At 66.1% G+C, this 23,541-nt stretch carries 19 protein-coding genes; 9 read left to right on the top strand and 10 right to left on the bottom strand.

Annotation, left to right across the window (positions count from 1 at the left end):
* Positions 1-9: 9 nt before the first annotated feature.
* Positions 10-672, top strand: coding sequence for an acyl-homoserine-lactone synthase (locus tag IF690_RS12980; protein ID WP_202700378.1), 663 nt, complete (start codon positions 10-12; stop codon positions 670-672).
* Here IF690_RS12980 and IF690_RS12975 read toward each other — a convergent pair.
* The 5 genes from IF690_RS12975 to IF690_RS12955 form a co-directional block, all read right to left on the bottom strand.
* Entirely contained in the window at positions 654-1,934 is a 1,281-nt protein-coding gene (locus tag IF690_RS12975) for a serine/threonine transporter (RefSeq protein WP_202700377.1), read from the bottom strand. The genes IF690_RS12980 and IF690_RS12975 overlap by 19 nt on opposite strands.
* A 468-nt stretch (positions 1,935-2,402) precedes the next feature.
* On the bottom strand, positions 2,403-2,624 hold the full coding sequence (locus tag IF690_RS12970; protein ID WP_202700376.1) for a formate dehydrogenase subunit delta: 222 nt from the start codon (positions 2,622-2,624) through the stop codon (positions 2,403-2,405).
* A complete protein-coding gene (fdhF, locus tag IF690_RS12965) occupies positions 2,621-5,497 on the bottom strand; it encodes a formate dehydrogenase subunit alpha (protein ID WP_202700375.1) in 2,877 nt (958 codons plus the stop codon). The genes IF690_RS12970 and fdhF overlap by 4 nt, the downstream gene beginning before the upstream one ends.
* A complete protein-coding gene (locus tag IF690_RS12960) occupies positions 5,494-7,053 on the bottom strand; it encodes a formate dehydrogenase beta subunit (RefSeq protein ID WP_202700374.1) in 1,560 nt (519 codons plus the stop codon). Before IF690_RS12960 ends, fdhF begins: the two co-directional genes overlap by 4 nt.
* Positions 7,047-7,529 carry a formate dehydrogenase subunit gamma gene (locus IF690_RS12955; protein ID WP_202700373.1) on the bottom strand — a complete coding sequence of 161 codons (483 nt, stop codon included), beginning with the start codon at positions 7,527-7,529 and terminating at the stop codon, positions 7,047-7,049. Before IF690_RS12955 ends, IF690_RS12960 begins: the two co-directional genes overlap by 7 nt.
* A 608-nt stretch (positions 7,530-8,137) precedes the next feature.
* Between IF690_RS12955 and IF690_RS12950 the strand changes: the two genes are divergently transcribed.
* Both IF690_RS12950 and IF690_RS12945 read left to right on the top strand, forming a co-directional pair.
* On the top strand, positions 8,138-8,677 hold the full coding sequence (locus IF690_RS12950) for a cysteine hydrolase family protein (RefSeq protein WP_202700372.1): 540 nt from the start codon (positions 8,138-8,140) through the stop codon (positions 8,675-8,677).
* A 280-nt stretch (positions 8,678-8,957) separates the two neighbouring features.
* Positions 8,958-9,911 carry a 2-hydroxyacid dehydrogenase gene (locus tag IF690_RS12945; RefSeq protein ID WP_202700371.1) on the top strand — a complete coding sequence of 318 codons (954 nt, stop codon included), beginning with the start codon at positions 8,958-8,960 and terminating at the stop codon, positions 9,909-9,911.
* Here IF690_RS12945 and tssA read toward each other — a convergent pair.
* The 5 genes from tssA to IF690_RS12920 form a co-directional block, all read right to left on the bottom strand.
* Positions 9,908-11,008, bottom strand: a complete 1,101-nt coding sequence (tssA, locus tag IF690_RS12940) for a type VI secretion system protein TssA (RefSeq protein ID WP_202700370.1) — start codon at positions 11,006-11,008, stop codon at positions 9,908-9,910. The genes IF690_RS12945 and tssA overlap by 4 nt on opposite strands.
* The gene (locus tag IF690_RS12935) at positions 11,005-14,817 is read right to left on the bottom strand and encodes a type VI secretion protein IcmF/TssM N-terminal domain-containing protein (RefSeq protein ID WP_202700369.1); all 3,813 of its coding nucleotides are present in this window, start codon (positions 14,815-14,817) and stop codon (positions 11,005-11,007) included. Before IF690_RS12935 ends, tssA begins: the two co-directional genes overlap by 4 nt.
* Entirely contained in the window at positions 14,814-15,569 is a 756-nt protein-coding gene (locus IF690_RS12930) for a DotU family type IV/VI secretion system protein (RefSeq protein WP_202700368.1), read from the bottom strand. Before IF690_RS12930 ends, IF690_RS12935 begins: the two co-directional genes overlap by 4 nt.
* A gap of 18 nt (positions 15,570-15,587) precedes the next feature.
* Entirely contained in the window at positions 15,588-16,919 is a 1,332-nt protein-coding gene (gene tssK / locus IF690_RS12925) for a type VI secretion system baseplate subunit TssK (RefSeq protein WP_202700367.1), read from the bottom strand.
* A gap of 65 nt (positions 16,920-16,984) precedes the next feature.
* Positions 16,985-17,419 (bottom strand): hypothetical protein, encoded by a 435-nt coding sequence (locus IF690_RS12920; protein ID WP_031286385.1) that lies wholly within the window; start codon positions 17,417-17,419, stop codon positions 16,985-16,987.
* Between the two features lie 241 nt (positions 17,420-17,660).
* Between IF690_RS12920 and tssB the strand changes: the two genes are divergently transcribed.
* From tssB to tssG, 6 genes are all read left to right on the top strand, one after another.
* Positions 17,661-18,206: a type VI secretion system contractile sheath small subunit gene (gene tssB / locus IF690_RS12915; protein WP_202700366.1), complete on the top strand. Its 546-nt coding sequence runs from the start codon at positions 17,661-17,663 to the stop codon at positions 18,204-18,206.
* A gap of 28 nt (positions 18,207-18,234) precedes the next feature.
* Positions 18,235-19,722: a type VI secretion system contractile sheath large subunit gene (tssC, locus tag IF690_RS12910; RefSeq protein WP_202700365.1), complete on the top strand. Its 1,488-nt coding sequence runs from the start codon at positions 18,235-18,237 to the stop codon at positions 19,720-19,722.
* Positions 19,723-19,796: 74 nt separating this feature from the next.
* Positions 19,797-20,300 (top strand): Hcp family type VI secretion system effector, encoded by a 504-nt coding sequence (locus IF690_RS12905; protein ID WP_023968987.1) that lies wholly within the window; start codon positions 19,797-19,799, stop codon positions 20,298-20,300.
* Positions 20,301-20,315: 15 nt separating this feature from the next.
* The gene (tssE, locus tag IF690_RS12900; protein WP_202700364.1) at positions 20,316-20,759 is read left to right on the top strand and encodes a type VI secretion system baseplate subunit TssE; all 444 of its coding nucleotides are present in this window, start codon (positions 20,316-20,318) and stop codon (positions 20,757-20,759) included.
* The gene (tssF, locus tag IF690_RS12895) at positions 20,743-22,536 is read left to right on the top strand and encodes a type VI secretion system baseplate subunit TssF (protein ID WP_202700363.1); all 1,794 of its coding nucleotides are present in this window, start codon (positions 20,743-20,745) and stop codon (positions 22,534-22,536) included. Before tssE ends, tssF begins: the two co-directional genes overlap by 17 nt.
* Entirely contained in the window at positions 22,500-23,540 is a 1,041-nt protein-coding gene (gene tssG, locus IF690_RS12890) for a type VI secretion system baseplate subunit TssG (RefSeq protein WP_202700362.1), read from the top strand. The genes tssF and tssG overlap by 37 nt, the downstream gene beginning before the upstream one ends.
* Position 23,541: the final 1 nt, after the last annotated feature.

The following is a 23,541-nucleotide window of genomic DNA, read 5'->3' as shown; positions in this document are numbered from 1 at the left end:
ATATCGACCATGATCACTGTGATTTCACGGCATGAAAGCCAGCTTTCACCGACACTGCGCGACGACCTCGGCCGCTATCGCCATGCGGTCTTCATCAAGCAACTGGGTTGGCGACTGCCCGCCGACACCCACCAGCCCGGGCACGAGGCCGATCAGTTCGACCATGCCGACACCCGTTACACCCTGGCGCTGGACAGCGAGGAAAAGGTCCACGGCTGCGCCCGCTTGTTGCCGACCACCCAGCCCTATCTGCTGGCGGACGTGTTCGGTTTTCTCTGCGACCGGCCCCTGCCACGACAACACGACACCTGGGAAATCTCGCGTTTCGCCGCCTCGGCCCTGGAAAACGGCAAGCTGCCGATGCGGGTGTTCTGGCACACCCTGCACACCGCCTGGACCCTGGGCGCGAACTCGGTGGTGGCGGTGACCACGCCGGCGCTGGAGCGTTACTTCCTGCGCCATGGCGTGGCGCTGAGCCGACTCGGCCAGCCGCAACGGGTCAACCGCGACCACTTGCTGGCCCTGGACTTTCCGGCCTACCAGAAAAACGGCCGCGCCGCGCTTTACACGCAGTCAGCGGCCGTGGCTTCGCTGAATCAGGCATTTCTGCGCGGCAACCCACCGCCAACGCGCCGTGGGTTGCCAGCGGCGGGTCAGGCGCTCAGGGAGTAGACCAGCGCGGTGATCGCCACCAGGCCGACCAGGGTGACGAACAGGTTGGAGGCTTGGCCGCGGTAGCGGGCCATGGCCGGCACCTTGCGGATGGCGTACATCGGCATCAGGAACAGGATGGCCGCGATGATCGGGCCGCCCAGGGTTTCGATCATCCCGAGGATGCTCGGGTTGAGCGTGGCGACTATCCAGCACACCACCAGCATGAAGGCCGCGGTCATGCGGTCCAGGGCCTTGGCGCCCGGGCGGCGACCGCTCTTCACGATCAACCCCTTGAGGCCTTCGCTGGCACCGATGTAGTGGCCCAGGAACGACTTGGCGATGGCCACGAACGCGATCAGCGGTGCGGCGAAGGCGATGGTCGGGTTGCTGAAGTGGTTGGCCAGGTACGACAGGATCGACAGGTTCTGCGCCTTGGCTTCGGCCAGCTGGGCCGGCGACAGGGTCAGCACGCAGCTGAAGACGAAGAACAGCACCATCGCCACCATCAGCAGGTGGGCGCGGGAGAGGATCTGCGAGCTGCGCTCTTCGGCGTGCACGCCATAACGACGCTTCTGGTCCACGGCAAAGGCCGAGATGATCGGCGAGTGGTTGAACGAGAACACCATGACCGGGATCGCCAGCCACAGGATATGCAGGAACGCCGAAGGCTCAGGCAGGGTACTGGCGGTGCTGAGGATGCCGCCGTTCCAGTGCGGAACCAGGAACACTGCGAGGAACAGCAAGGCGACGATGAACGGGTAGACCATCAGGCTCATGGCCTTGACGATCACCTGCTCGCCGCAGCGCACCACGGCCAGCAGGCCGAGGATCAGCACCAGCGACAGCACGGCGCGTGGCGGCGGCATGATGTGCAGCTGGTGCTCCATGAAGCTGCCCACGGTATTGGTCAGGGCCACGCTGTAGATCAGCAGGATCGGGAAGATGGCGAAGAAGTACAGCAAGGTGATCAGGGCGCCGGCCTTGATCCCGAAATGCTCTTCCACCACCTCGGTGATGTCCGCGCCGTCACGCCCGGAGAGCACGAAGCGGGTCAGGCCACGGTGGGCGAAGAAGGTCATCGGGAACGCCAGCAGCGCGAGGATCAGCAGCGGCCAGAAACCGCCCAGGCCGGCGTTGATCGGCAAGAACAGGGTCCCTGCGCCGATGGCGGTGCCGAACAGGCCCAGCATCCAGGTAGTGTCATGGCGATTCCAGCTGGCGAGGGTCGCTGGGGCTGCCGCTTCAAAGCGTTGATCAACGCTGTTGGCCTGATCATTCATCCGGTGGGATCTCCACATTCCGGTCATTTGCCACTCGGCCAGGACGCGTCGGAATACCCGACAGACAGAGCCCTCGCCGAAACAGGGGCGCGATTGTCCGGGATTACTCGGCAGAAGCAAAGACTTAGCTGAGGAACGGTTTGCCGGTGCAGATGTCTGGGGCGCGGTTTTGCGGGGTCAGGCGCAGCCTTTCATTGATCTGCGGCAAGGCCTTGGCCGGAGGTGCTGCCGAAAAGCAGAAGCCAGGGCAAGGCCCTGGCTTCTGGCTGGCTACGACAAGGAGGCTCGGCGGTTAATGCCGATCAGTATGTAGGAGCGAGCTTGCTCGCGATGAACTCAAGAGCACCGCGTTTACCCAAGTAAAGACGCGGTATCGTTCACCACCATCGCGAGCAAGCTACGGCATTAGGCTTGGCGGTGCGGTTCGAGGCTTGCCCAGCGAACGCACCCGCCCGCTAATAGCAAACGCTAGGTCGTGCGTTCCTCCTCCTTCAACGCCGCCTGCACCAGGGGATGCAGCGCCGTACCGGGGTGTGTCGCCTCCCAGGCCGCCAGTTCTCTGCGCATGGCCGGCGTCCAGAAGCTTTGCAGGTGCTGGCGCACGCTGCGCACCGCCTGGGCCTTGTCCGGTTCGCTGGCGAAGAACTGGGCAATCTGGTTGGCCATCTTGATCAGGCTTTCGCTGCTCATCGGCGCACCTCGGCTTTCTCGGCGTGACGACGCTCCCGCAGCAGGCGCCCCTGTTCATCGCTGAACGCCTGATAACGTTTCTGCCATTCGGAAGGCTGGCTGACCCGCACCACCTCCACCGCCGTCACCTTGTATTCCGGGCAGTTGGTGGCCCAGTCGGAGTTGTCGGTGGTGATCACGTTGGCGCCCGATTCCGGGAAGTGGAAGGTGGTGTAGACCACTCCCGGCGCCACCCGCTCGCTGACCTTGGCCCGCAGCACCGTCTGCCCGGCGCGGCTGCCGATGCCGACCCAGTCGCCATCGACGATGCCACGGTTCTCGGCGTCGGTCGGGTGGATTTCCAGGCGGTCCTCCTCGTGCCAGGCCACGTTGTCGGTGCGCCGGGTCTGGGCGCCGACGTTGTACTGGCTGAGGATACGCCCGGTAGTCAGCAGCAACGGGTAGCGGCTGTTGACCTTCTCCTCGGTGGGCACATAGCCGGTAAGCATGAAGCGGCCCTTGCCGCGCACGAACTCATCGATGTGCATGGTCGGCGTGCCGTCCGGCGCGGCATCGTTGCACGGCCATTGCAGGCTGCCGTGCCGGTCCAGCTCGGCGTAGCTGACGCGGTGGAAGGTCGGGGTCAGGCGCGCGATCTCATCCATGATCTCCGATGGATGGCGGTACTGCATCTTGTAGCCCAGGGCGTCGGCCAGGGCGATGGTGGCCTCCCAGTCGGCCTTGCCGGCCAAAGGCTCCATCACCTTGCGCACCCGCGAGATGCGGCGCTCGGCGTTGGTGAAGGTGCCGTCCTTCTCGAGGAAGGAGCTGCCCGGCAGGAACACATGGGCGAACTTGGCCGTCTCGTTGAGGAAGATGTCCTGCACCACCACGCACTCCATGGCCGTCAGGGCGGCGGTCACGTGCTGGGTGTTGGGGTCGCTCTGGGCGATGTCCTCGCCCTGGCAGTAGAGCGCCTTGAAGGTGCCGTCCAGGGCCGCCTCGAACATGTTGGGGATGCGCAGCCCCGGGTCGGGTTGCAGGGTCACGTTCCAGGCCTGTTCGAACTGGGCGCGCACCGCCTCGTTGGAAATATGCCGATAACCAGGCAGCTCGTGGGGGAAGGAGCCCATGTCGCAGGAGCCCTGGACGTTGTTCTGCCCGCGCAGCGGGTTGACCCCGACACCCTCGCGGCCGATGTTGCCGGTGACCATCGCCAGGTTGGCGATGCCCATCACCGAGGTGCTGCCCTGGCTGTGCTCGGTGACGCCCAGGCCATAGTAGATGGCCGCGTTGCCACCGGTGGCATAAAGCCGCGCGGCGTCGCGGATCTGTTTGGCCGGCACCCCGCAAATCGGCCCCAGGACCTCGGGGGAGTTCTCCGCCAGGCTGACGAAATCACGCCAGCGGGCGAAGTCCGCCGCTTCGCAGCGCTGATCGACGAAAGGCTGGTCGACCAGGCCCTCGGTGACGATCACATGGGCCAATGCATTGAGCATGGCCACGTTGGTGCCCGGACGCAGCTGCAAATGCAGGTCGGCACGGGCATGGGGCGAATCCACCAGGTCGATGCGCCGCGGGTCGATGACGATCAGCCGCGCGCCCTGGCGCAGGCGGCGCTTGAGCTGGGAGCCGAATACCGGGTGCGCGTCGGTGGGGTTGGCGCCCATCACCAGGATGACGTCGGCCTGCATCACCGAGTCGAAACTCTGGGTACCGGCGGACTCGCCCAGCGTCTGCTTGAGGCCGTAGCCGGTGGGCGAATGGCAGACCCGGGCGCAGGTGTCGACGTTGTTGTTGCCGAAGGCAGTGCGCACCAGCTTCTGCACCAGGTACGTCTCTTCGTTGGTGCAACGGCTGGAGGTGATGCCGCCGATGGAGTCGCGTCCGTACTTCAGCTGGATGCGGCGCAACTCGCTGGCCGCGTAGGTGACCGCCTCCTCCCAGCTGACCTCTTGCCACGGATCGCTGATGTGCTTGCGGATCATCGGCTTGGTGATGCGGTCCGGGTGGGTGGCGTAGCCCCAGGCGAAGCGGCCCTTGACGCAGGAGTGGCCGTGGTTGGCCTGGCCGTTCTTGTCCGGGACCATGCGCACCAGTTGCTCGCCTTTCATTTCGGCGCGGAAGGAGCAGCCCACGCCACAGTAGGCGCAGGTGGTGATGACGCTGCGCTCGGGCTGGCCGATTTCCACCACGCTCTTTTCCATCAGGGTCGCGGTCGGGCAGGCCTGCACGCAGGCGCCGCAGGACACGCACTCGGAGTCGAGGAAATTGTCGCCGCCGGCCGCCGCCACTCGCGAATCGAAGCCGCGCCCGCTGATCGTCAGGGCGAAGGTGCCCTGGGTTTCCTCGCAGGCGCGCACGCAACGGTTGCAGACGATGCACTTGCTCGGGTCGTAGTCGAAATAGGGGTTGGAGACGTCCTTCTGTTCGCCCAGGTGGTTGGCGCCCTCGTAGCCGTAGCGCACTTCCCGCAGGCCCACCTGCCCCGCCACTGTCTGCAACTCGCAGTTGCCGTTGGCCGAGCAGGTCAGGCAGTCCAGCGGGTGGTCGGAGATGTACAGCTCCATCACGTTGCGCCGCAGGCTGGCGAGTTTGGAGGTCTGGGTGTGGACGACCATGCCCTCGGTCACCGGCGTGGTGCAGGAGGCCGGATAGCCGCGCATGCCCTCGATTTCCACCAGGCACATGCGGCAGGAGCCGAAGGCTTCCAGGCTGTCGGTGGCGCAGAGTTTGGGGATGCTGGTGCCGAGCAACGCCGCGGCGCGCATCACCGAAGTGCCGGCGGCCACGCTGATCTCGCGGCCGTCGATGGTCAGGCTGACCTGCACCGCGCTGTCGCGGGCCGGGGTGCCGAGGTCGATATCGCTGGTTGGGTCGAAGATATTGATCATTGGTCGGCCTCCGTGGTCGCCAGACCGAAGTCGGCGGGAAAGTGCTTGAGGGCGCTGGCGACGGGGTAGGAAGTCATCCCGCCCAGGGCACAGAGCGAGCCGTATTGCAGGGTGTCGCAGAGGTCTTGCAGCAGCAGCGCCTGTTCCTCACGGGCCGCGGCGTCGCTGCTGGCGATCAAGCGGTCCACCACCTCCACCCCGCGGGTCGAGCCGATCCGGCACGGCGTGCACTTGCCGCAGGATTCCTCGGCGCAGAACTGCAAGGCGAAACGGGCCATCCGGGCCATGTCCAGGCTGTCGTCGGCGACCACCACGCCACCGTGGCCAAGCATCGCGCCCATGGCGGCGAACGCCTCGTAGTCCAGCGGCGTATCGAACTGCGAAGGGGGCACCCAGGCCCCCAGCGGCCCCCCCACCTGCGCCGCCTTCAATGGCCGGCCGCTGGCGGTACCGCCGCCATAACCTTCCACCAGCTCGCGCAGGCTCAGGCCGAAGGCGCGTTCGACCAGGCCCGCCTGGCGGACGTTGCCAGCCAGCTGGAACGGCATGGTGCCCAGGGAACGTCCCATGCCGAAGTCGCGATAGAACGGCGCGCCCTTCTCCAGGATGATCGGTACCGAGGCCAGGGTCAGCACGTTGTGCACCAGCGTTGGCAAGCCGAACAGGCCCTGCAGCGCCGGCAGCGGCGGCTTGGCGCGAACCGTGCCGCGCTTGCCCTCGAGGGACTCCAGCAGCGCCGTTTCCTCGCCGCAGATGTAGGCGCCGGCCCCCACCCGCACGTCCAGCTCGAAGGGACGGCCGCTGCCGCCCACGTTCGCCCCCAGGTAACCGGCCTCGCGAGCGATGCGCAGGGCCTCGTTCAGGGTGCCGATGGCGTCCGGGTATTCCGAGCGCACGTAGATATAGCCCTGGCTGGCCCCCACGGCGATGCCGGCGATGATCATGCCTTCGATCAGCAGGAAGGGGTCGCCCTCCATCAGCATGCGGTCGGCGAAGGTGCCGGAGTCGCCTTCATCGGCGTTGCAGACCACGTACTTCCGGGCGCCCGCGGCTTCGCGCACGGTGCGCCACTTGATACCCGCCGGAAAGGCCGCGCCCCCCCGGCCGCGCAGGCCGGAGTCGAGCACGCTGGCGACCACCTCCGCCCCCTCCATCTGGATGGCCCGGGCCAGGCCCCGGAAACCGCCCTGGGCGCGGTAGTCGTCCAGGGACAGCGGCTGGGTGATGCCGGCCCGGGCGAACAGCAGGCGCTGCTGGCTCTTCAGATAGGGGATCTGCTCCACCGGGCCCAGGGCCAACGGATGGCTGCCGGGATCTGTCGCCAGGGCGTCGAGCAGGCTCGGTACGTCCTCCGGGGCCAGGGGGCCGAAACCCAGGCGGCCGTCGGCGCTGTCCAGCTCCAGCAGCGGCTCCAGCCAATAGAGGCCACGGGAGCTGGTGCGGCGCAGCTCCAACGGCAGTTGTCGACGTTCGGCCTCGCGCACCAGCGCAACCGCCACCTTGTCCGCGCCCACGGCTCGGGCCACCGAATCGCGGGGAATACAGAGCTTCAGCATGCGCCATCCTCCAGGCAACCACTGACCAGCTGGCGCAGGCGCTCGGGGGTGATCCGGGCGTGCAGCTCGCCGTCCAGTTCCAGGGCTGGCGAACAGGCGCAGGCCCCCAGGCAATAGACCGGCCGCAGGTTGATACTGCCGTCGGCGGTGGTGCCATGGTCGTCCAGCAACAGTTGTTCGCGCAGCTGCGCAGCCAGGCCTTCGGCGCCCCGGCTCTGGCAGGACTCGGCCCGGCACAGGCGCAGGGTATGGCGCGCGGGCGGCGTGGTGCGGAAATCGTGGTAGAAGCTGATCACGCCGTGCACTTCAGCCAGGCTGAGGTTGAGGGCATGGGCGATCTCGGGGATGGCGGTGTCGGGGATGTACCCATAACCGTCCTGAATGGCGTGGAGAATCGGCAGCAAGGCACCGGGGGTGTCCTTTTCGCGCTCCAACACGCTGTGAATCAGAGGCAGGTGAAGCGTGTCATCAGACATAAACGTACCTCGGCATCTCGAACGCCACCGCCGCATAGCGGCAGCCGCCCGGAGTCTTCGGCTGCAGCGCCCGAGCACGTCACGGTGGCGTGGATCCTCGGTCGCCATTCTTGCTCTCCGGCCAAGTGTCTTGGCGCACCGGGTCCGGGGCATCCTGGAAGCTTGCCCATCACCATAGCCCGGCGATTGCACCCAGGCGACCCATCGTGTCCTGAAAGCGACCTGATGGTCAGGAGCACTGGTCCGCACCCGCTCAAGACACTCAAGCAAGCTCAGCGTAGTCCATGGGCCCCATCGATTACCCACCGTTCGGCTCGCTGATCCAGCGCTGCAAAAAGCGGCAACAGGCCTTCGGCGGCTGAAAACCGCCCATGCCCGGACACTCAAACCCGCATTGCTCTCGGATTGACAGCCCTCGCCCCCGGCTCCATGATCGGCGCCATGAATCCTTTCCCGCGCCGCCTCACCCGCACTACCACCACGACCGCTTCCGGCGGGTCGTGTGGTTGCTGCATGAGCTGACAACAGCGCAGTCGAACCCAAGGCCCCGCCAGCAATGGACGGGGCCTTTTGTTTCTCCGTCCCGCTGGCTCACAAGGAGAAACACCATGCCGTCACCCCAGGCCCAACGCCCCGCCCTGCTGATCGTCGACATGCAGGTCGGCCTGTTTCACGGGCCAGAGCAGCCCTTCGAGGGGCAACGCGTGCTCGACAACATCAACCAGTTGATCCACCGCGCCCGGCAGGCCGGCGCGCCGGTGATCGCCGTGCGCCATACCGGCCCGCAAGGCTCGCCCAGCGCCGCCGGCAGCGCGCCGTGGCAACTGCTGCCGCAATTGCAGCTCGAGGCCAGCGACCAGCGGCTGGACAAAACCCGCCCCAGTTGTTTTGCCGGCACCGGGCTGGCCGAGCACCTGCGGGCCGAGCAGATCGATGAACTGGTGATCGTCGGCATGAAAACCCAGTACTGCATCGACGCCACCTGCCGCGCCGCCCTGGACCTGGGGTTCGCCGCCGTGCTGGTGGAGGATGCCCATACCTGCATGGACACCCCGGCGCTGCCGGCCCGGACGATCATCGACCACCACAACGCGACCCTGGACGGCGCCTTTGTCCGGCGAGTGAAAACCGCCGATATGCGCTTCTGAATGCCCTCTCTGCAGGAGCGGCGTCAGACACAAGACCGTGATCGCCGTGGCTTCTGCAGGAGCCCAGCGTACGGGCGATCAGGCCCTTGAGGGCGGCGACGCTTTCCAGGCCGCAGTCGCGGGAAAACCCCGCGAATGCGCCTTGCCAAAGTACCCTGCAATCCGCAATCTTGAGCGCTTGAGTGGTTTATCAGGGTACAGCAGCGCCATGCGCTGTACGCCGATTGCCGTCGATGTGCCGTACGCCGTCCCTCCCTCTTCAGTCCTTCAGGAGACACGCATGCCCGCCACCGTCCTGGTCCTCGTCGAAACCATCAACGACTACCTGTGGATCCTGGAAAACCAGGGCTTCCACCTGATCCTCGCGCCGACGCCCAGCGAACGGGCGGCCGCCATCAAGGCCCATGCCGGGCAGATCAACGCGGTGCTCACCCGCGGCCCGCTGGGCCTGACCGCCGAAGAAATCGCCGCCCTGCCGCACCTGGAAATCATCTGTGTGATCGGCGCCGGCTACGAGCAGGTCGACCTGCAGGCCGCGAGCAACCGCGGGATCGCGGTGAGCAATGGCGCCGGGGTCAACGCCTCGTCGGTGGCCGACCACGCCATGGCCCTGTTGCTGTCCCTGGTGCGCGACATTCCCCGCGCCGATGCCGCCGTGCGGCGTGGCGAATGGCCGAAAGTCATGCGCCCCTCCCTGGCCGGCAAGCGCCTGGGTGTCCTCGGCCTCGGCGCCGTCGGCCTGGCCATCGCCAAGCGCTGCGCCAATGGCTTCGACATGAGCGTCAGCTACCACAACCGGCAGATCCGCAGCGACGTGCCCTATAGCTTCTGCCCGACCCCGACCGAGCTGGCGCGGCATTCGGACTTCCTGATGGTCGCCACGCCCGGTGGCATAGGCACTCGCCAGCTGATCGACAAGGCCGTGCTGCAGGCCCTGGGCCCCGAGGGTTTCCTGGTGAACATCGCCCGCGCCAGCGTGGTCAATACCGCCGACCTGCTGCAGGCCCTGGAGCAACGCAGCATCGCCGGCGCGGCCCTCGACGTGTTCGACGACGAGCCGCGGGTGCCGGACGCCTTGAAGACCCTGAACAATGTGGTACTGACACCGCACGTCGCCGGGCTGTCGCCGGAAGCGACCCAGGCCACGGTGGAGTTGGTGGGCAAGAACCTCGTCGCCCATTTCAGCGGCCAGCCGCTGTTGACCCCGCTGACGCTGCCAGAGCCCAACAACTAAAGCACGCCCAGCAAGGCCCAGACCCGACGGGCTTCGGCATCGGCGGACAGCAGCTCTCCCAGCAGTTCGTTGAGCGGTTTGTTGCCCCACTCCACGGCGCGCCGGATCAGGTAAGGGACCGGGCTATGGGGCTCGGTCCGAGCCAGGTACTCGGCGATCAGCAGCAACTGGCGGTAGGCCTCTTCGCGATCGACCGGCTCGCCCGTCGCCCCTGGCACCACGTCGGGTGGCGCTGCGGCGGGCTCCTGCGGTGCCACATCGACCGCTGTCTGGACCGCCACCTGGAGCGGTGGCGGCGTGGGCTGACGAGGATGCATGGCAATAAATTCCTCGATGAGTAGCAAAAAACCCTGGATAACCTGCTGCAGGGCGGTAAAACCCGGGGCCTGGTCGCCCAGCCAGGTATCGCTCCAGGCTTCCAGGCGCTGCAGGTGCTGATGGCTCAACAGCAGGTTGCCCTGATGGCGCAGCCAGAATGACAACGGCGTGGCCCGTACCTGTTCGTTGAGTTTGTTCTGTTCCTGGCGCGCCGCCTCCGCCGAGGTCTTGGCCTCCTTGGAGTCGTTGGCCTGTACTTGCCGCACCTGCAATTGCTGCCAGGCATGCAGGCAATAATCGCCAACCTCGCCGCCCGGCGCGTCGAACAGCGCCACCCGGGTCAGCAGCACCTCGGCGTAACGCCGCACCAGCCATTCCAGCGGTATCGCCCGCCAGGATTGGTCGCCCTCCTCAGCCAGGGGATACAGGGTTTCGGGAAAGCGTTCGCACAACCCCGCCACCAGCGCCAAGGCAGAAGGCAAGCCCTCCAGGCCGCTCCGGTGCAGCCAGGCTTCACCCAGCCAGGAAGCCAGCGTCAAGTCCTTGCTGCGCTCGAGCAGCAGGCGGGTCGCCAGCGTTTCCACTTCCGCCCACTGCGCGCGCTTGATCGCCGACGACCAGACTCCCGTGGGCAGGCTGGTATCGTCCTCGCGGCGCAGTTCGCGCAGCTGGTCGTACTCGGGCGCGTAACGCAGATCCTGGCCACAGGGCGAGTCCGCCGACAGCGGCGCCAACAGGTGCTCGATCAGTTCCGGCAACGGTGTCCAAGGCAGGCTCACAATCCCCCCTCGCTGCTGGCCACCGAGCCACCCGACAGGAACGGCGAGCGCGGCGCCCGGGTCGGCAAAGGCTGGATCGACAGCGGCAACTTGGAACCCTGGGTCATCAGCGACAGGCGCACGAACATCAGGGTCTGCTCCTCGGTATTGGTCTGGGCCGTCACTGGCAGGCGCAGGGCCAGCGGGAAGTCGGTGTAGTCCAGGTTCGGCTGCCGCTGGATCGAACTGTGACTGCGCATCAGACGCAGCAACGACCAGGGACCGCCGTACTCCCAGCCAGCTTCCAGATCGCGCACCGCCAGGCTGGGCTGGGCCGGATCGCTGACCGGCCGCTGCCAGCCGTTCTTCGCCCAGCGCAGGCTCAGGCGCACCGGCTGCCCGACCATCCAGCGCAGGTTCTGCTGGGCCTCGCCGGGATAGCCGATCTGCTGATGACCCGCATTCAGGCCCCAGGCAATGACCTGGTCGGCGCCCCGCTCTTCTTCGCGGTCGGTGCGCCAGCGCACGTCTATCTCCAGCCCCAGCACACCGCTCTTGTCCCGCAGGAACAACGGCCCCAGCCAGGTCCGCGCCTGTTGCAGGCGCTTGAGGAAATCCTCGGCCGCCAGGCGTTCCGGCGACTGGCTGAGCAACAGCCCGGCCTGGGCCGCGGGCAGGCGACTGTCGATCAGCTCCAGCAGATGCTGGACCCGCGCCGGATCGGCATCGGTACTCTGCAGACCCTGGGCAAAGGGGAAACGCTCGGCGAGGTATTGGTTGAAGTAACTGGCCAGCTCGTTCCAGGCCGCGGCGGCCTGTTGCTGCTGCAGGAACAGGCAACGTTGCAGCGCGCTTTGCTGCAACGCCAGGGCCCGTTGGGCCAGGGTGCCGCGGCCGCCGGACAGATTGGCCGTCTGCAGGATCTGTGCGCAGTTGCCCGCATCCATTTCGATGAAGTCGCGGCTGACCAACTGCTCGATCTGCGCCGGGGGACTGGCGAGGTTCTGCTCCTTGTACTGGTGCAGTTCCTCGTTCAGCGCATTGAATTGCGCGACCTGTTCGTAATCCATCGCCGACAGGTTCGACTGCTGGACCTTCAACCATTCCAGCGCCGGGGTGCGCTGTTCGATGATAGCGAGCATGGTGTTGAACTGCTGCTTGAGGCTGAGTTTCAAGTCCTGCACATCAACCGCGCCATACAACTGCAAGCCGAGATTTTTCGAGCCGTCCCAGGCGCCGATACTGGCTCGCTCGCTGAACAGCGGCTGTGCCTCGATCTCGCCCATGCCGCTGGACACCTCGGCCAGCGCCCGCCGATTGAGCGCGCCCTGCAAGCGGGTCGCCAGATCGCTGCGCTTGATCTCGACAAAAGCCTTCTGCACCGACACAGCCAACGGCGTCTGCACGTTGAAGGCAGCGCCCCCGTAGGCAGACTGGTCGCGGTCCTCCAGGCTCAGCCACATCGCCTTGGCCGCCGCGTCCTCGGCCGCCTGCAGCACCGCGCTGCGATAGGCCGGCGGGATACGCGGTAATTCCTCACTGGCGTAGCTCTTGTAGCTGGAGAAATAGTTCAGCGCGCTGTTGAGCCCGTCGGTATCCACCGCCTGGTCCTGCATGTCGCTGTCACCGGCCTGGTCCTCACGCAGGGCGATGGCGACAAAATCGCGCTTGAACAACGACTCGATGGCGTTGTTCAACTGGCTGACATGCTCCTGCAACAGCAACTGCCCGCTGCCTTGCTGGACCAGCAGGTTGCCCCGGGAGCCGGCCTGGACTATCCATTGATCGCGAAAACTCTGCTGCAGTTTCGCCGCCTGCAGTTCCAGCCCCTGCTCCACCTGGGGCCCGAGCAGGCTGCTCTGGCGGACCTTGCCCATCAACTCGGTGTAACCGGGCACCAGGTCCTGGCCCTTGCCCCGGCCCCAGGCGGAATTGGTCAGGCCGATCAGGGCCTGCAGATCGTCGATCAGCGCCCGCAGGTCTTCCAGTTCGGTCAGCGAATTACCGCCACCGGCTTCCAGGCGCTCCAGGTGCAGCTTCAGGTAACCTGCCTGGCGCACGAAGTTGTCGGCGAGGAAATACTGGTCCAGCCAACGCTCCATCAAGCCTTCGAAGTTGTTGCTGATGGTGGGTCGCTCGCTGGCCAGGTCCAGCGCCTGCAGATCGCCGGCCTCGGGATCGAGCAAGACCCGGTTGTAAAATGCCGCCCGGCGCAGGGTGCCGGCATTGAGATTGAGCGCCAGGGCACCGTTGCTCAGTTGCACCAGGTCGTCGAGCGGGGTTTTCGAATGGCTCAATGCCTGGGCGAACAACTGGTTCTGCTGCTCCAGGCGCACGGCCCGCTCCACCAGGTCCTTGGCCTTGGCGTAGTTCTGCCATTGCGCCGGGTCCTCGCTCTCGACGTTGTTGCGCCGCTCGGTGTTGCGTAGCGCCTTGAGCTGCTCCAGGTCCGCGCCCAGCATCTGCTGCAGCGGATGCAACAGGTGGCTGTGGGCGGTGCGTTGCAGTTCGAGGGTCAGGCGCGTGTCCAGCGAAGAAAACCACGAAGTGGGAAACGCCAGCGAGGTAAAGCTCCAGCGTGGCGCTTTCTCCAGTACCCGCCAGAAGTGCTGCACGTTGCGCCGGGTCGGCTCCAGCCGATGGGCTTCGTCGCTGACGGCCTGGTAATTCTTTTGCGCGCCCAGCAACAGGCGCGACAGCTCGCGGGCATCCTTGACCGAGTCCTGCCAGACCCAGACCATCGCCGCGCCCCACAGCACCGCCACCACCAGCGCCACCCCGGCGGTGATCCGCTGCCAGCGCTGGCGCAGGCGCAGCAAGCGTGGCACCACCTGGGCCAGGCCGCGCTCGGCGACTATCCGGCGCTGCCACAATTGCCGGGCGAAGGCACTGTGCCGTGGCGCGCTGGCATAGATCGCCTCGCTGCGCTCGGTCAGTGCCTCGGCCGCTTGATTGGCGGTGAAATACACCCCGCGAAACCGCGGCGCCTCGCCCTGGGCATTGCCCTGGAACACCGGTTCCAGCAAGGCTTGCAGATTGCGCCGCAACGCCTCGATCCGCTCCGGCAAGCGATACAGGTCTTCGCCCAGGTGCCCGGACAAGGCACCGATCTCGATGAGCGACTCTGCCAGCACCCGATGCAGTTGATCCAGCGCCTGATCGCTCCATTGCGACTGCCAGACCGCTTCCGGCGCGTAAGGCGACGACCAGCCCAGCGCCCGCTCCCGGGCCTCGGCGGGCAGCGCCGAAATCAGTTCCTGAAAACCCGGCAGCTCTTCCATGCCGGTGATCACCACATACACCGGCAAGCTCATGCCAAAACGCTGCAGCACATCGATGAACCGCCGCCGCGCCGCCAGCCCGAGGCTGGCCGCCTGTTCCAGATCGACCAGGCGACTGGCCGACACGGGCCAGATCACCCCGTCCAGCGGCCGTTTGCTGCGCAGCCGCAGAATCAACCCGAGCAGGCGCCACCAGCTGCCACGCTGCAGGTTCAGGCCCTCATCGGGCAGGAACAGTGCCTGGGGCACCACCAGCACCGCGCCTTCCGGGTCCGACCACCACCGACCGAACCAGGCAGGCTGGTCGGTGGGCTGCAGGCGCCACTGGCTACATAGCTGTGCGCCCTGGTTCTCATCGCCGAGCATCAGCAGCCAGGGCAACTGATAACGATCGTGAGAACCCTGTTCCTGCTCCACATGGCGCACGGCCAGGTAGAAACTGCGAATCGCCGCCCCGCTCTGGGTCCGCAGCCACCAGATCGCGACCAGCAGCACGGTCAGCAGCAACAGCACGCCCACGACCGAAGCGATGATCCCCAGGGTGCTCATGAGTCACCCTCCACGTCCGTCAGTTGCATCACCGGCTCCAGTTGCTGACCGATATCGCGCCAGAACAGGTGTCCCACGACGCTCATCACCAGCAGCATGCCGACAATCGCCAGGCCCAGGCGAAAGCCGTCGGGCAACGACAGGCGTACCGGCAGACGCACCGGTTCCACCGCCGCGGGCCGCTCCAGGCGCTGAGCGACATCGGCATAATCGGCCTCGTGCTGCCAGGCGAACTCGAACAGCGCCAGGCGCCATTTCTCATGCAGGTTCTGGTTCTGCTCGCCACGCAGGCGGCCCTGGAAGCCCAGGATCAGGCATTGCAGATAGACATTGGCCAGGTCGCGACTGGTGGGCGACTGCTCATCCAGCACGGCCTGGATCGCCATGGGCAGGCGCTCGCCGGCCTGGCGGCTGGCGTACATGCGCGACTCGAGGGGTTTTTCCTGCCAGGCCAACTGGCCGGGCCAGGCGCTGTACAGCAGGGTTTCGTCCACCAACGCGACAAAGGCATAGACCACCGCCTTGACCTGCTCGGTGGCGGCATCGCCGACCTTGGCAAAAGCCGATCGCCACAGGCGCTGGGCAATCTGCGTGGACAGCTCGGCCACGACCTCGACCCGTTGCTCGTCGTCGTTGTCCTTGGGCAATTCGTTCCAGGCGTCGAGCCATTCGTGCCAGGCCTGGCGAAACGCACTGCTCAGCGGCGCTTCATGCAAGCGCCGCGACACCCTCCCGCCATTTCCTTCCGGCATCTGACACCCCTTCCCTGATCAACCCTTCTCGCTGGCTTGCGCAACGAACAGCACCACCTGCCACGGGCTACTGGTCATTGCCGCAGCCGGTGCGACAATCTGCAACGGCAACCGGGCATCGAACCATTGCCCCTGGGCATGCACCACGAACAACTGGGTATCGTCGCCGACGCTGTAGGCCACTTGCTCGTTGCGCTGCATGGCCTCACGCACCAGGCCGCCCATGCGCTGGCGGCTGAGCACGGCGATATGCGCCCCCGAGGCGATGATGGCGCCGCCCAGCCACTCGGCGGCGGCCTGGGCGCTGGCGCCGGGAGGCATGCGCAGGCCGATCACCAGGCGCTGGTTGGGCTGGTCGTCCGGCAGCAGGATGGAGAACAACTGCTCGCTGCGCTCGAACGGCAGGCTGCGATAACCGGCACGAATCAACTCCAGGGTCAGCTCCAGCCAGTTCAGCAGCTCGTCGTAGCCGCGCTGCAGTTCCTGAAAATCCAGCGCAGCGAAGGCCGGCACCCCTGCCAGCGGGTCGAGTGCCGCCCAGGCACCCGCCAGGCCCAGCAACAGGCCATGCAACGCCAGAGGGTGGGCCTGGCGACTGTTCAAGGCCCCTTCGACTTCCGGCAGGCGCGCCCACAGTGCCGTCAACTGGCGCCGCACTTCGGCAGCATCGTCCTGGTTACCGGCCTGCTGGGCCTGGCGCAAGCGTCCGGCGAGAAACATGCATTTTTCCCGGGCCCGAGCACACAGCCCCGCCACCCGGCGTCCCAATGGCGACTCCGGCAACAGCCGCGGGGTGGGCGGGGTATAGGGCAACGGCACGAAACCGCCGCCTTCCTTGCGAATGCGCAGCAACGGCAGGCACACCGAATCAGCCTTGCTCAGTTGGGTGCACAGCCGCGGATTGGGACGCCAGACCGTGATCGATTCGGGAAACTCGCCACTGGTGAGGTCCGGCAAGGCGTCGCCGACCATCGATTGCAAGCGCCCCTTGAGCGGCAATAGCTGGCCGGCGCGCCACAGCGGGCTGATGGCCAGGTACACCGTCACCGTGGCATCGGGCGTGGCGTCGACCGCTTCATTGATGTCCAGCTCCAGGGTGGGCCCGATACCCGCCTGGAGGCTCACCGGCAGGCCATCGGGCAAGGTGGCCTGCAAGGCCAGCAACCTGACCTGCCCGGCCGCCAGGGCCGAGGGATCGATATCGAGTTGGCTGACGCCCCAGAACCAGGGGTTGCACGCCTGGGCGAGATGCGCCGCCAGCGCTTCGGCACGCAGCCCCTGCAATTGAAAATGCTGGGGCAGCAATTGCATGCCCTCGTGCCAGCAAACCGCGTCAGGTAACAGACTCATACGCTTCCCTTCGACATCCGGCATCGCCACTCAAGCAGTTCTGCCCTGTGGACTGGCGGTTTTGATCAGTGTGTATCGGCGCTGAGCAGGGTCATCTCGCGGCTGTTGAACTTCAGCCAGGCGCTGCTCTGATCGTCCAGCCGCAGTCGGTGCGCTCCGGGTGTGTTATAGCTGGCGAAGACCAAAAGTCCAGCGGCTCGCTCGCCCCCCAGGGGGAACCGCTGGTCGCCGATGAACTGCCCCGGCACCAGCTCCAGCCCCCACACCGACATCATCTGCCGATAGTCGCGCTGGAACTGCTCGCGCTCGGCGAACCACTGCCTGGCGCTCATGCCAGAGAGTTGCTTGAGCAGGTCCGCATCCTTCACGGCGACGAAATCCACGGCGATCGGGGTGTCGTCGTTGGCCCGGGGCGCGACATCCAGGGTCAACGTGTCGAGCCCTACCCTCGGGCCGAAAAGCGAGCACCCGCAGAGCAGCAGCGCGCAGATAAAAAACATATTTCTGGCTCGCAAAATGAATTTTCCCTTTCCCAGTGCAGTCAAAAAAAGTTTTTGTTTGCATTTTTATAGACGTGTTCTAGCGTCTTGGATAGTTCGCTCCACAGGACGAATGCGGGAAGGTTTGTCAAAGGAATGACAGGTTCATCTGCCGCCCTTTCTAACCTACGGTTCAGCAAGGGAAAGCGATGAACGGAAGCCCCGGTGCATTGCTCCCACCAATGCACAGGAGTCCGCCACCATGGCCGAAAGTACTCAGCACAGGCTCGACAGAGTCCGTCCCCCCCGAGTCCAGATCACCTACGACGTCGAGATCGGCGATGCCATCGAGAAGAAGGAATTGCCGCTGGTGGTGGGCATCCTCGCCGACCTTTCCGGCAAGCCCCTCAATCCCCTGCCGAAACTGAGCGAGCGGCGCTTCATCGAGATCGATCGGGACAACTTCAACGAAGTGCTCGCCTCGTTGGCGCCGCGCGCCACGCTGCAGGTCGACAACACCCTCGGCGGCGACGGCAGCAAGCTCAATATCGAACTCAACTTCAGCCATATCGAGGATTTCGACCCGATCAAGGTGGTCGGGCAAGTCACCCCGCTGCGCCGCCTGTTCGAAGCCCGCCAGCGCCTGCGCGACCTGCTGACCAAGCTCGACGGCAACGACGACCTGGACAAGCTGCTGCGCGACGTGATCGCCAACACCGAAGGCTTGCAGGAGATCAAGTCGGCCCGTCCGCAGGACCAGGCCGCCACCGACGGCGACGCCCCGGCGCCCGCCGAACCACAAGCCTGATCGCCCACTCACTCAGGGAGCATGTGCCATGCCTGCCTCATCCAGCACTGAGAGCCAAGCCAGCGAAAGTACGACCCAGACCCTGTCCCTGCTCGATCGGATCATCGCCGAAGGGCGCATGGCCCACGACGACAGCCAGCAGGACTACGCCCGCGACATGCTGGCGGAGTTCGCCACCCAGGTCCTCGACGAAGGCATGGCGATCGACAAAGACACCGTGGCGATGATCAACGACCGCATCGGCCAGATCGACGAGTTGATCAGCGCCCAGCTCAACGAAGTCCTGCACCACCCCGACCTGCAGAAGCTCGAAGCCTCCTGGCGCGGCCTGCACATGCTGGTGCAGAACACCGAGACCAGTTCCCGGCTGAAGCTGCGCTTGCTCAACGTCAGCCAGAAAGAGCTGCAGAACGACCTGGAGAAAGCCGTCGAATTCGACCAGAGCGCACTGTTCAAGAAGATCTACGAAGACGAATACGGCACCTTCGGCGGGCACCCCTACAGCCTGCTGGTGGGCGACTACACCTTCGGCCGCCATCCGCAGGACATCGGCCTGCTGGAGAAACTGTCGAACGTTGCCGCCGCGGCCCATGCGCCCTTCATCGCCGCCGCCAGTCCCAAGCTGTTCGACATGACCAGCTTCACCGAACTGGCCGTGCCCCGCGATCTGTCGAAAATCTTCGAGAGCCAGGAGCTGATCAAGTGGCGCTCGTTCCGCGAAAGCGAAGATTCGCGCTACGTCTCCCTGGTCCTGCCCCATACCCTGTTGCGCCTGCCCTATGGGCCGGACACCAAGCCGGTGGAAGGCATCAACTACGTCGAGGACGTCAATGGCAGCGACCACAGCAAGTACCTGTGGGGCAACGCCGCCTGGGCCCTGTCGCAACGCATCACCGAAGCCTTCGCCAAGTACGGCTGGTGCGCGGCGATCCGTGGCGCCGAGGGCGGTGGCGCGGTGGAAGGCCTGCCGGCCCACACCTTCCGCACCAGTTCCGGCGACCTGTCGCTCAAGTGCCCGACCGAGGTGGCGATCACCGACCGCCGCGAGAAGGAACTCAACGACCTGGGTTTCATCGCCCTGTGCCACAAGAAAAACAGCGACGTCGCGGTGTTCTTCGGTGGCCAGACCACCAACAAGTCCAAGCTCTATAACACCAACGAAGCCAATGCCAACGCCCGCATCTCGGCGATGCTGCCGTACGTGCTGGCGGCGTCGCGTTTCGCCCACTACCTGAAAGTGATCATGCGCGACAAGGTCGGTAGCTTCATGACCCGTGACAATGTGCAGGCCTACCTCAACAACTGGATCGCCGACTACGTGCTGATCAACGACAACGCCCCGCAGGAGATCAAGGCACAGTACCCGCTGCGTGAAGCGCGGGTGGATGTCAGCGAGATCGCCGGCAAGCCGGGCGCCTACCGCGCCACGGTGTTCCTGCGTCCGCACTTCCAGCTCGAAGAGCTGACGGCATCGATCCGCCTGGTCGCCACGCTGCCGCCACCGGTGGCCGCTTGACCTTCGGCCCGCCGGCCCGGCCGGCGGGCTTCCTGCCCTTTTCCTAGGGTGACGACCTTCAGGAGTTCCATGCGATGGATGCAATCATTCTCGACCTCGGCGGCGACATCAAAGGCGACAGCCTGCTCGAGGGCTACAAGGACAAGATCGAAGTCATGTCCTACAGCCACAACGTGGCGATGCAGGTGACCAACGATGTGAGCAACTCGGAGCGGACTTCCGGCAAGCCGCATATCGGCGAGTTCACCCTGACCAAGTTCGTCGACTCCTCGACGCCCTCGCTCAACGAGTACTGCTGCGCCGGCAAGCCGATCCCGGAAGCCAAGATCATCATCGGCCGTAACGCCGCCGAAGGCAGCGGCCAACTGATGCCCTTCATCATCTACACCCTGACCAACGTGGTGCTGTCCAACGTCAGCGTCAGCGGCGGCACGGGCGGCAAGCCGGTGGAAACCCTGTCGCTGAACTTCACCAAGATCAAATGGGAGTTGACCGCGCAGAAAGACGACGGCACCAAGGAAGGCACGGCCGCCTCGACCTGGGACCTGGCCGCCAACAAGCTGATCAAGGCCAAGTAGCGGAACCCCCTCGCCATGACCGGCACCGGTGGGCAGCCTGCGCTGTTCGAACGCCTGGCCTCCAGCCAGGACGATGCCGGTCAGGTGTTCGATCGACAGGCGTTGCTGGACTCGGTGCACACCGAGCTGTCACGCCTGTTCAACACTCGCCGGGCCACGCGCCGGACGACGTCGCCACCGAGCATCATCGACTATGGCATCGCCGACTGGACCGCCCTGCAACAGCAGCGCAGCGACGACCGGCGCCAGCTGGCGCGGGAAATCCGTAGCGCGATCGCGCATTTCGAACCACGCCTGCAACTGGACGACGTCGAGGTCGAATCGGTGCCCGACCATCCGCAGCAGTTGAGCATCCGTCTGCGCGGCAACTTGCGCGGCCTAGCGCAACGCTGGCCGGTAGCCTTTGTCATCGAACAGGCCAGCGACGGCCTCGAGGTCCGCCATGAGCGACTCGATTGATGCCCAACTGCTCGACTACTACCAGCGCGAACTGACCTGGCTACGCCACGCCGGCAGCCTCTTCGCGGAAAAATACCCCAAGGTCGCGCGACGCCTGGAGCTGTCCCCCGGCGAATGCCCGGACCCCCATGTCGAGCGCCTGCTGGAAGGTTTCGCCCTGCTCGCCGCGCGCCTGCAACGGCGCCTCGACGATGACTACGCCGAGTTCAGCGACGCCTTGCTCGAACAGCTCTACCCACTGGCCATGCGCCCGTTGCCGTCCTGCGCCATCGTGCAGTTCCAGCCGGACCCGAGCAAAGGCAGCCTGGCCGCAGGCTATGCCCTGCCCCGCGACACGCCGCTGTTCGTCACCACAACCCGGGGCGAGAGCATTCACTTTCGCACCTGCGCCGCCGTGCAACTGTGGCCGGTGGCGATCGACGAGGCCCTGCTCCTCGGCGGCGACGAGGCCCAGGCCCTGACCGGCGTGCCCCAGGCCCGCTCGGCCTTGCGCCTGCACCTGCGCTGCCTGGGCAAGACCTCCTGGGCCGAACTGAATATCGAGCGACTGCGCCTGCACCTGGCCGCCTCGCCGGTGGTCAACGCAGCCCTGTACGACCTGCTTGGCGCCCACCCGGCGCGGGTCCTCGCCGGCCCGCCCGGCAGCACTCCGCTGCCTCTCGTCGGCTTGCCGCAGATCGTCGGGTTCAGCCGCGATGAAGTGTTGCTGCCCGATGAGGACGGCGTGCATCCCGGCATGCGCCTGCTGGCGGAATACTTCGCCTTCCCGGACAAATTCAACTTCTTCGACATCCCGCTGGGCGGCGCATGCAGCGACCAGGACAGCCTGTACCTGTACATCATTTTCGACCGCGCCCCCGCCAGCCGCCTGCACCTGCAAGCCAGTGACATCGTGCTGGGCTGTACCCCGGCGATCAATCTGTTCCCGCGCACCTCGGAACCGCTGCGTCCGGACGGCACCCGCAGCGAATACCGCCTGGTCGCCGACAGCCACCGGGAAAACAGCGTGGAAATCCACAGCATCCGCTCATTGCGCGCCAGCTCAAGCCAGGGCGTGCGCCAGGTGCCCGCCTACTACGGCAGCCAACATGGTTCGGCTGACAGTGGCCTGTACTGGCATGGGCGCCGGATTGTCGGGCTGACCCCCAATCGCCTGGGCAGCGACCTGATGCTGAGCCTGGTGGACACCCGCTTCGACCCGCTGCTCGACACGCCCGACTACAGCCTCACGGCCGAGCTGCTGTGCACCAACCGCCATCTGGCCCAGAGCCTGCCGGCGGGCACGGCCCTGGGTTTCGAGCGTCCGGGACCGGTGGCCTGGGCGCGCCTGCGCAACCCGCCCAGCCCGCAAAGCCTGCCGCGCCTGGGCGGCGAATCGCGCTGGCGCCTGGTGTCGCAACTGACCCTCAACCACCTGTCGCTGGTGGAGGGACCGCAGGCCCTCGAAGCCCTCAAGGAGATCCTGCAACTGCACAACCTGCGGGACGAAGCCAGCGCCCTGCGGCAGATCGATGGCTTGCTCGGCCTGGGCTGCGAACGGGTGATCGCCCATGTCGGCGAGGACGCCTGGCGCGGCTGGCGCAACGGCCTGGAAGTACGCCTGCAACTCGATCCGCAGCACTTCGTCGGCAACAGCGCGGTGCTGTTCTCGGCGGTGCTGGCGCAGTTCTTTTCCCTTTATGCCACCGCCAACCGCTTTGTGCGCACAACGCTGGTCCAGTCGGACAAGGAGATCAAGACATGGCAACCGCAAGCCGGCCAGCCCCTGGTCCTCTGAACCGGCCCCGGCGTCCGGCGCTGAGCCAGCGCCTGCGCGACGACCCGCAGGCGTTCGAGCTGTTGCAGGCGCTGTTGCTGCTGGAGCGCGAACAGCCGCAAGCCGATGCCCTGGGTTCGGGTACCGCGCCGCAGGCCGAAGCCCTGCGCCTGCGCGGGCCGCTGATCCCGCTGTTCGCCGCCAGCCAGGTGCACAGCCTGGAGCAGACCGCCAGCGGCCCGGTGCTGAGCACTCCGGTATTCGGCCTCGGCGGCCCGGACGGCCCGTTGCCCTACGCCTATCAGGAATGGCTGCAACAACGGGCACGGGCCAAGGACCACGCGCCCGGCGAATTCCTCGACCTGTTCCAGCACCGCCTGCTCAGCCTGCTCTACAAAGTGCTGCGCAAACACCGCCTGGCCCTGGGCTTTGGCGTGGCCGCGAGCAGCCCGGTGCAGATGCAACTGCGGGCCCTGGCCGGATTACTGCCCAAGGCGTTGCAGGAGCGCCAGGCGCTGGCCGATGCCTCGGTGCTGGCCTGCGGCGCGCTGTTCGCCGACGGGCGCCGCTCCCTGGCCGGTTTTGCCGCGATCGTGCGCGAACACTTCGGGCTGCCGGTGGCCATGAGCGCCTACGAAGGCGCCTGGCGGCAGATCCCCGTGGCCAGCCGCAGCCGCCTGCAACCCGCCGGGCGCAACCTGCAACTGGGACGCAGCGCCGTGGCCGGCACCCGGGTCTGGGACGAACATGCCGGCATCCGCCTGGAGCTCGGCCCCTTGACCAGTACCCAGGCCCACAACCTGCTGCCCGACGGCGAGGCTCATGTCGCCCTGGCCAGCCTCGCCGCGCTGTATTTCGGCCCGGACCTGAACTGCACCCTGGTGCTGCTGGTGCGCGGCGCCAGTCCCTTGCAACTGAGTCGTCAGGCAGCGCCGCTGCTGAGCTGGAACGGTGGCCTGCAACGCCAGGCCAGCCTGGGCATCCAGCGCATCGAAACCCGCCTGCGTCAGCCGGAGATCGCCTGAA

The sequence above is a fragment of the Pseudomonas sp. SK3(2021) genome, assembly GCF_016772375.1.
GTDB classification, from domain to species: Bacteria; Pseudomonadota; Gammaproteobacteria; order Pseudomonadales; family Pseudomonadaceae; genus Aquipseudomonas; species Aquipseudomonas chlororaphis_I.
The sequence above is the reverse complement of the archived record's forward strand: the minus strand, read 5'-3'. Positions and strand labels throughout refer to the sequence as shown.

Coding starts and splice junctions, on each gene's coding strand:
- IF690_RS12980 (WP_202700378.1), top strand. CDS start 10: ATGATCACTGTGATTTCACGGCATGAAAGCCAGCTTTCACCGACACTG.
- IF690_RS12975 (WP_202700377.1), bottom strand. CDS start 1,934: ATGAATGATCAGGCCAACAGCGTTGATCAACGCTTTGAAGCGGCAGCC.
- IF690_RS12970 (WP_202700376.1), bottom strand. CDS start 2,624: ATGAGCAGCGAAAGCCTGATCAAGATGGCCAACCAGATTGCCCAGTTC.
- fdhF (WP_202700375.1), bottom strand. CDS start 5,497: ATGATCAATATCTTCGACCCAACCAGCGATATCGACCTCGGCACCCCG.
- IF690_RS12960 (WP_202700374.1), bottom strand. CDS start 7,053: ATGCTGAAGCTCTGTATTCCCCGCGATTCGGTGGCCCGAGCCGTGGGC.
- IF690_RS12955 (WP_202700373.1), bottom strand. CDS start 7,529: ATGTCTGATGACACGCTTCACCTGCCTCTGATTCACAGCGTGTTGGAG.
- IF690_RS12950 (WP_202700372.1), top strand. CDS start 8,138: ATGCCGTCACCCCAGGCCCAACGCCCCGCCCTGCTGATCGTCGACATG.
- IF690_RS12945 (WP_202700371.1), top strand. CDS start 8,958: ATGCCCGCCACCGTCCTGGTCCTCGTCGAAACCATCAACGACTACCTG.
- IF690_RS12935 (WP_202700369.1), bottom strand. CDS start 14,817: ATGAGCACCCTGGGGATCATCGCTTCGGTCGTGGGCGTGCTGTTGCTG.
- IF690_RS12930 (WP_202700368.1), bottom strand. CDS start 15,569: ATGCCGGAAGGAAATGGCGGGAGGGTGTCGCGGCGCTTGCATGAAGCG.
- tssK (WP_202700367.1), bottom strand. CDS start 16,919: ATGAGTCTGTTACCTGACGCGGTTTGCTGGCACGAGGGCATGCAATTG.
- IF690_RS12920 (WP_031286385.1), bottom strand. CDS start 17,419: ATGTTTTTTATCTGCGCGCTGCTGCTCTGCGGGTGCTCGCTTTTCGGC.
- tssB (WP_202700366.1), top strand. CDS start 17,661: ATGGCCGAAAGTACTCAGCACAGGCTCGACAGAGTCCGTCCCCCCCGA.
- tssC (WP_202700365.1), top strand. CDS start 18,235: ATGCCTGCCTCATCCAGCACTGAGAGCCAAGCCAGCGAAAGTACGACC.
- IF690_RS12905 (WP_023968987.1), top strand. CDS start 19,797: ATGGATGCAATCATTCTCGACCTCGGCGGCGACATCAAAGGCGACAGC.
- tssE (WP_202700364.1), top strand. CDS start 20,316: ATGACCGGCACCGGTGGGCAGCCTGCGCTGTTCGAACGCCTGGCCTCC.
- tssF (WP_202700363.1), top strand. CDS start 20,743: ATGAGCGACTCGATTGATGCCCAACTGCTCGACTACTACCAGCGCGAA.
- tssG (WP_202700362.1), top strand. CDS start 22,500: ATGGCAACCGCAAGCCGGCCAGCCCCTGGTCCTCTGAACCGGCCCCGG.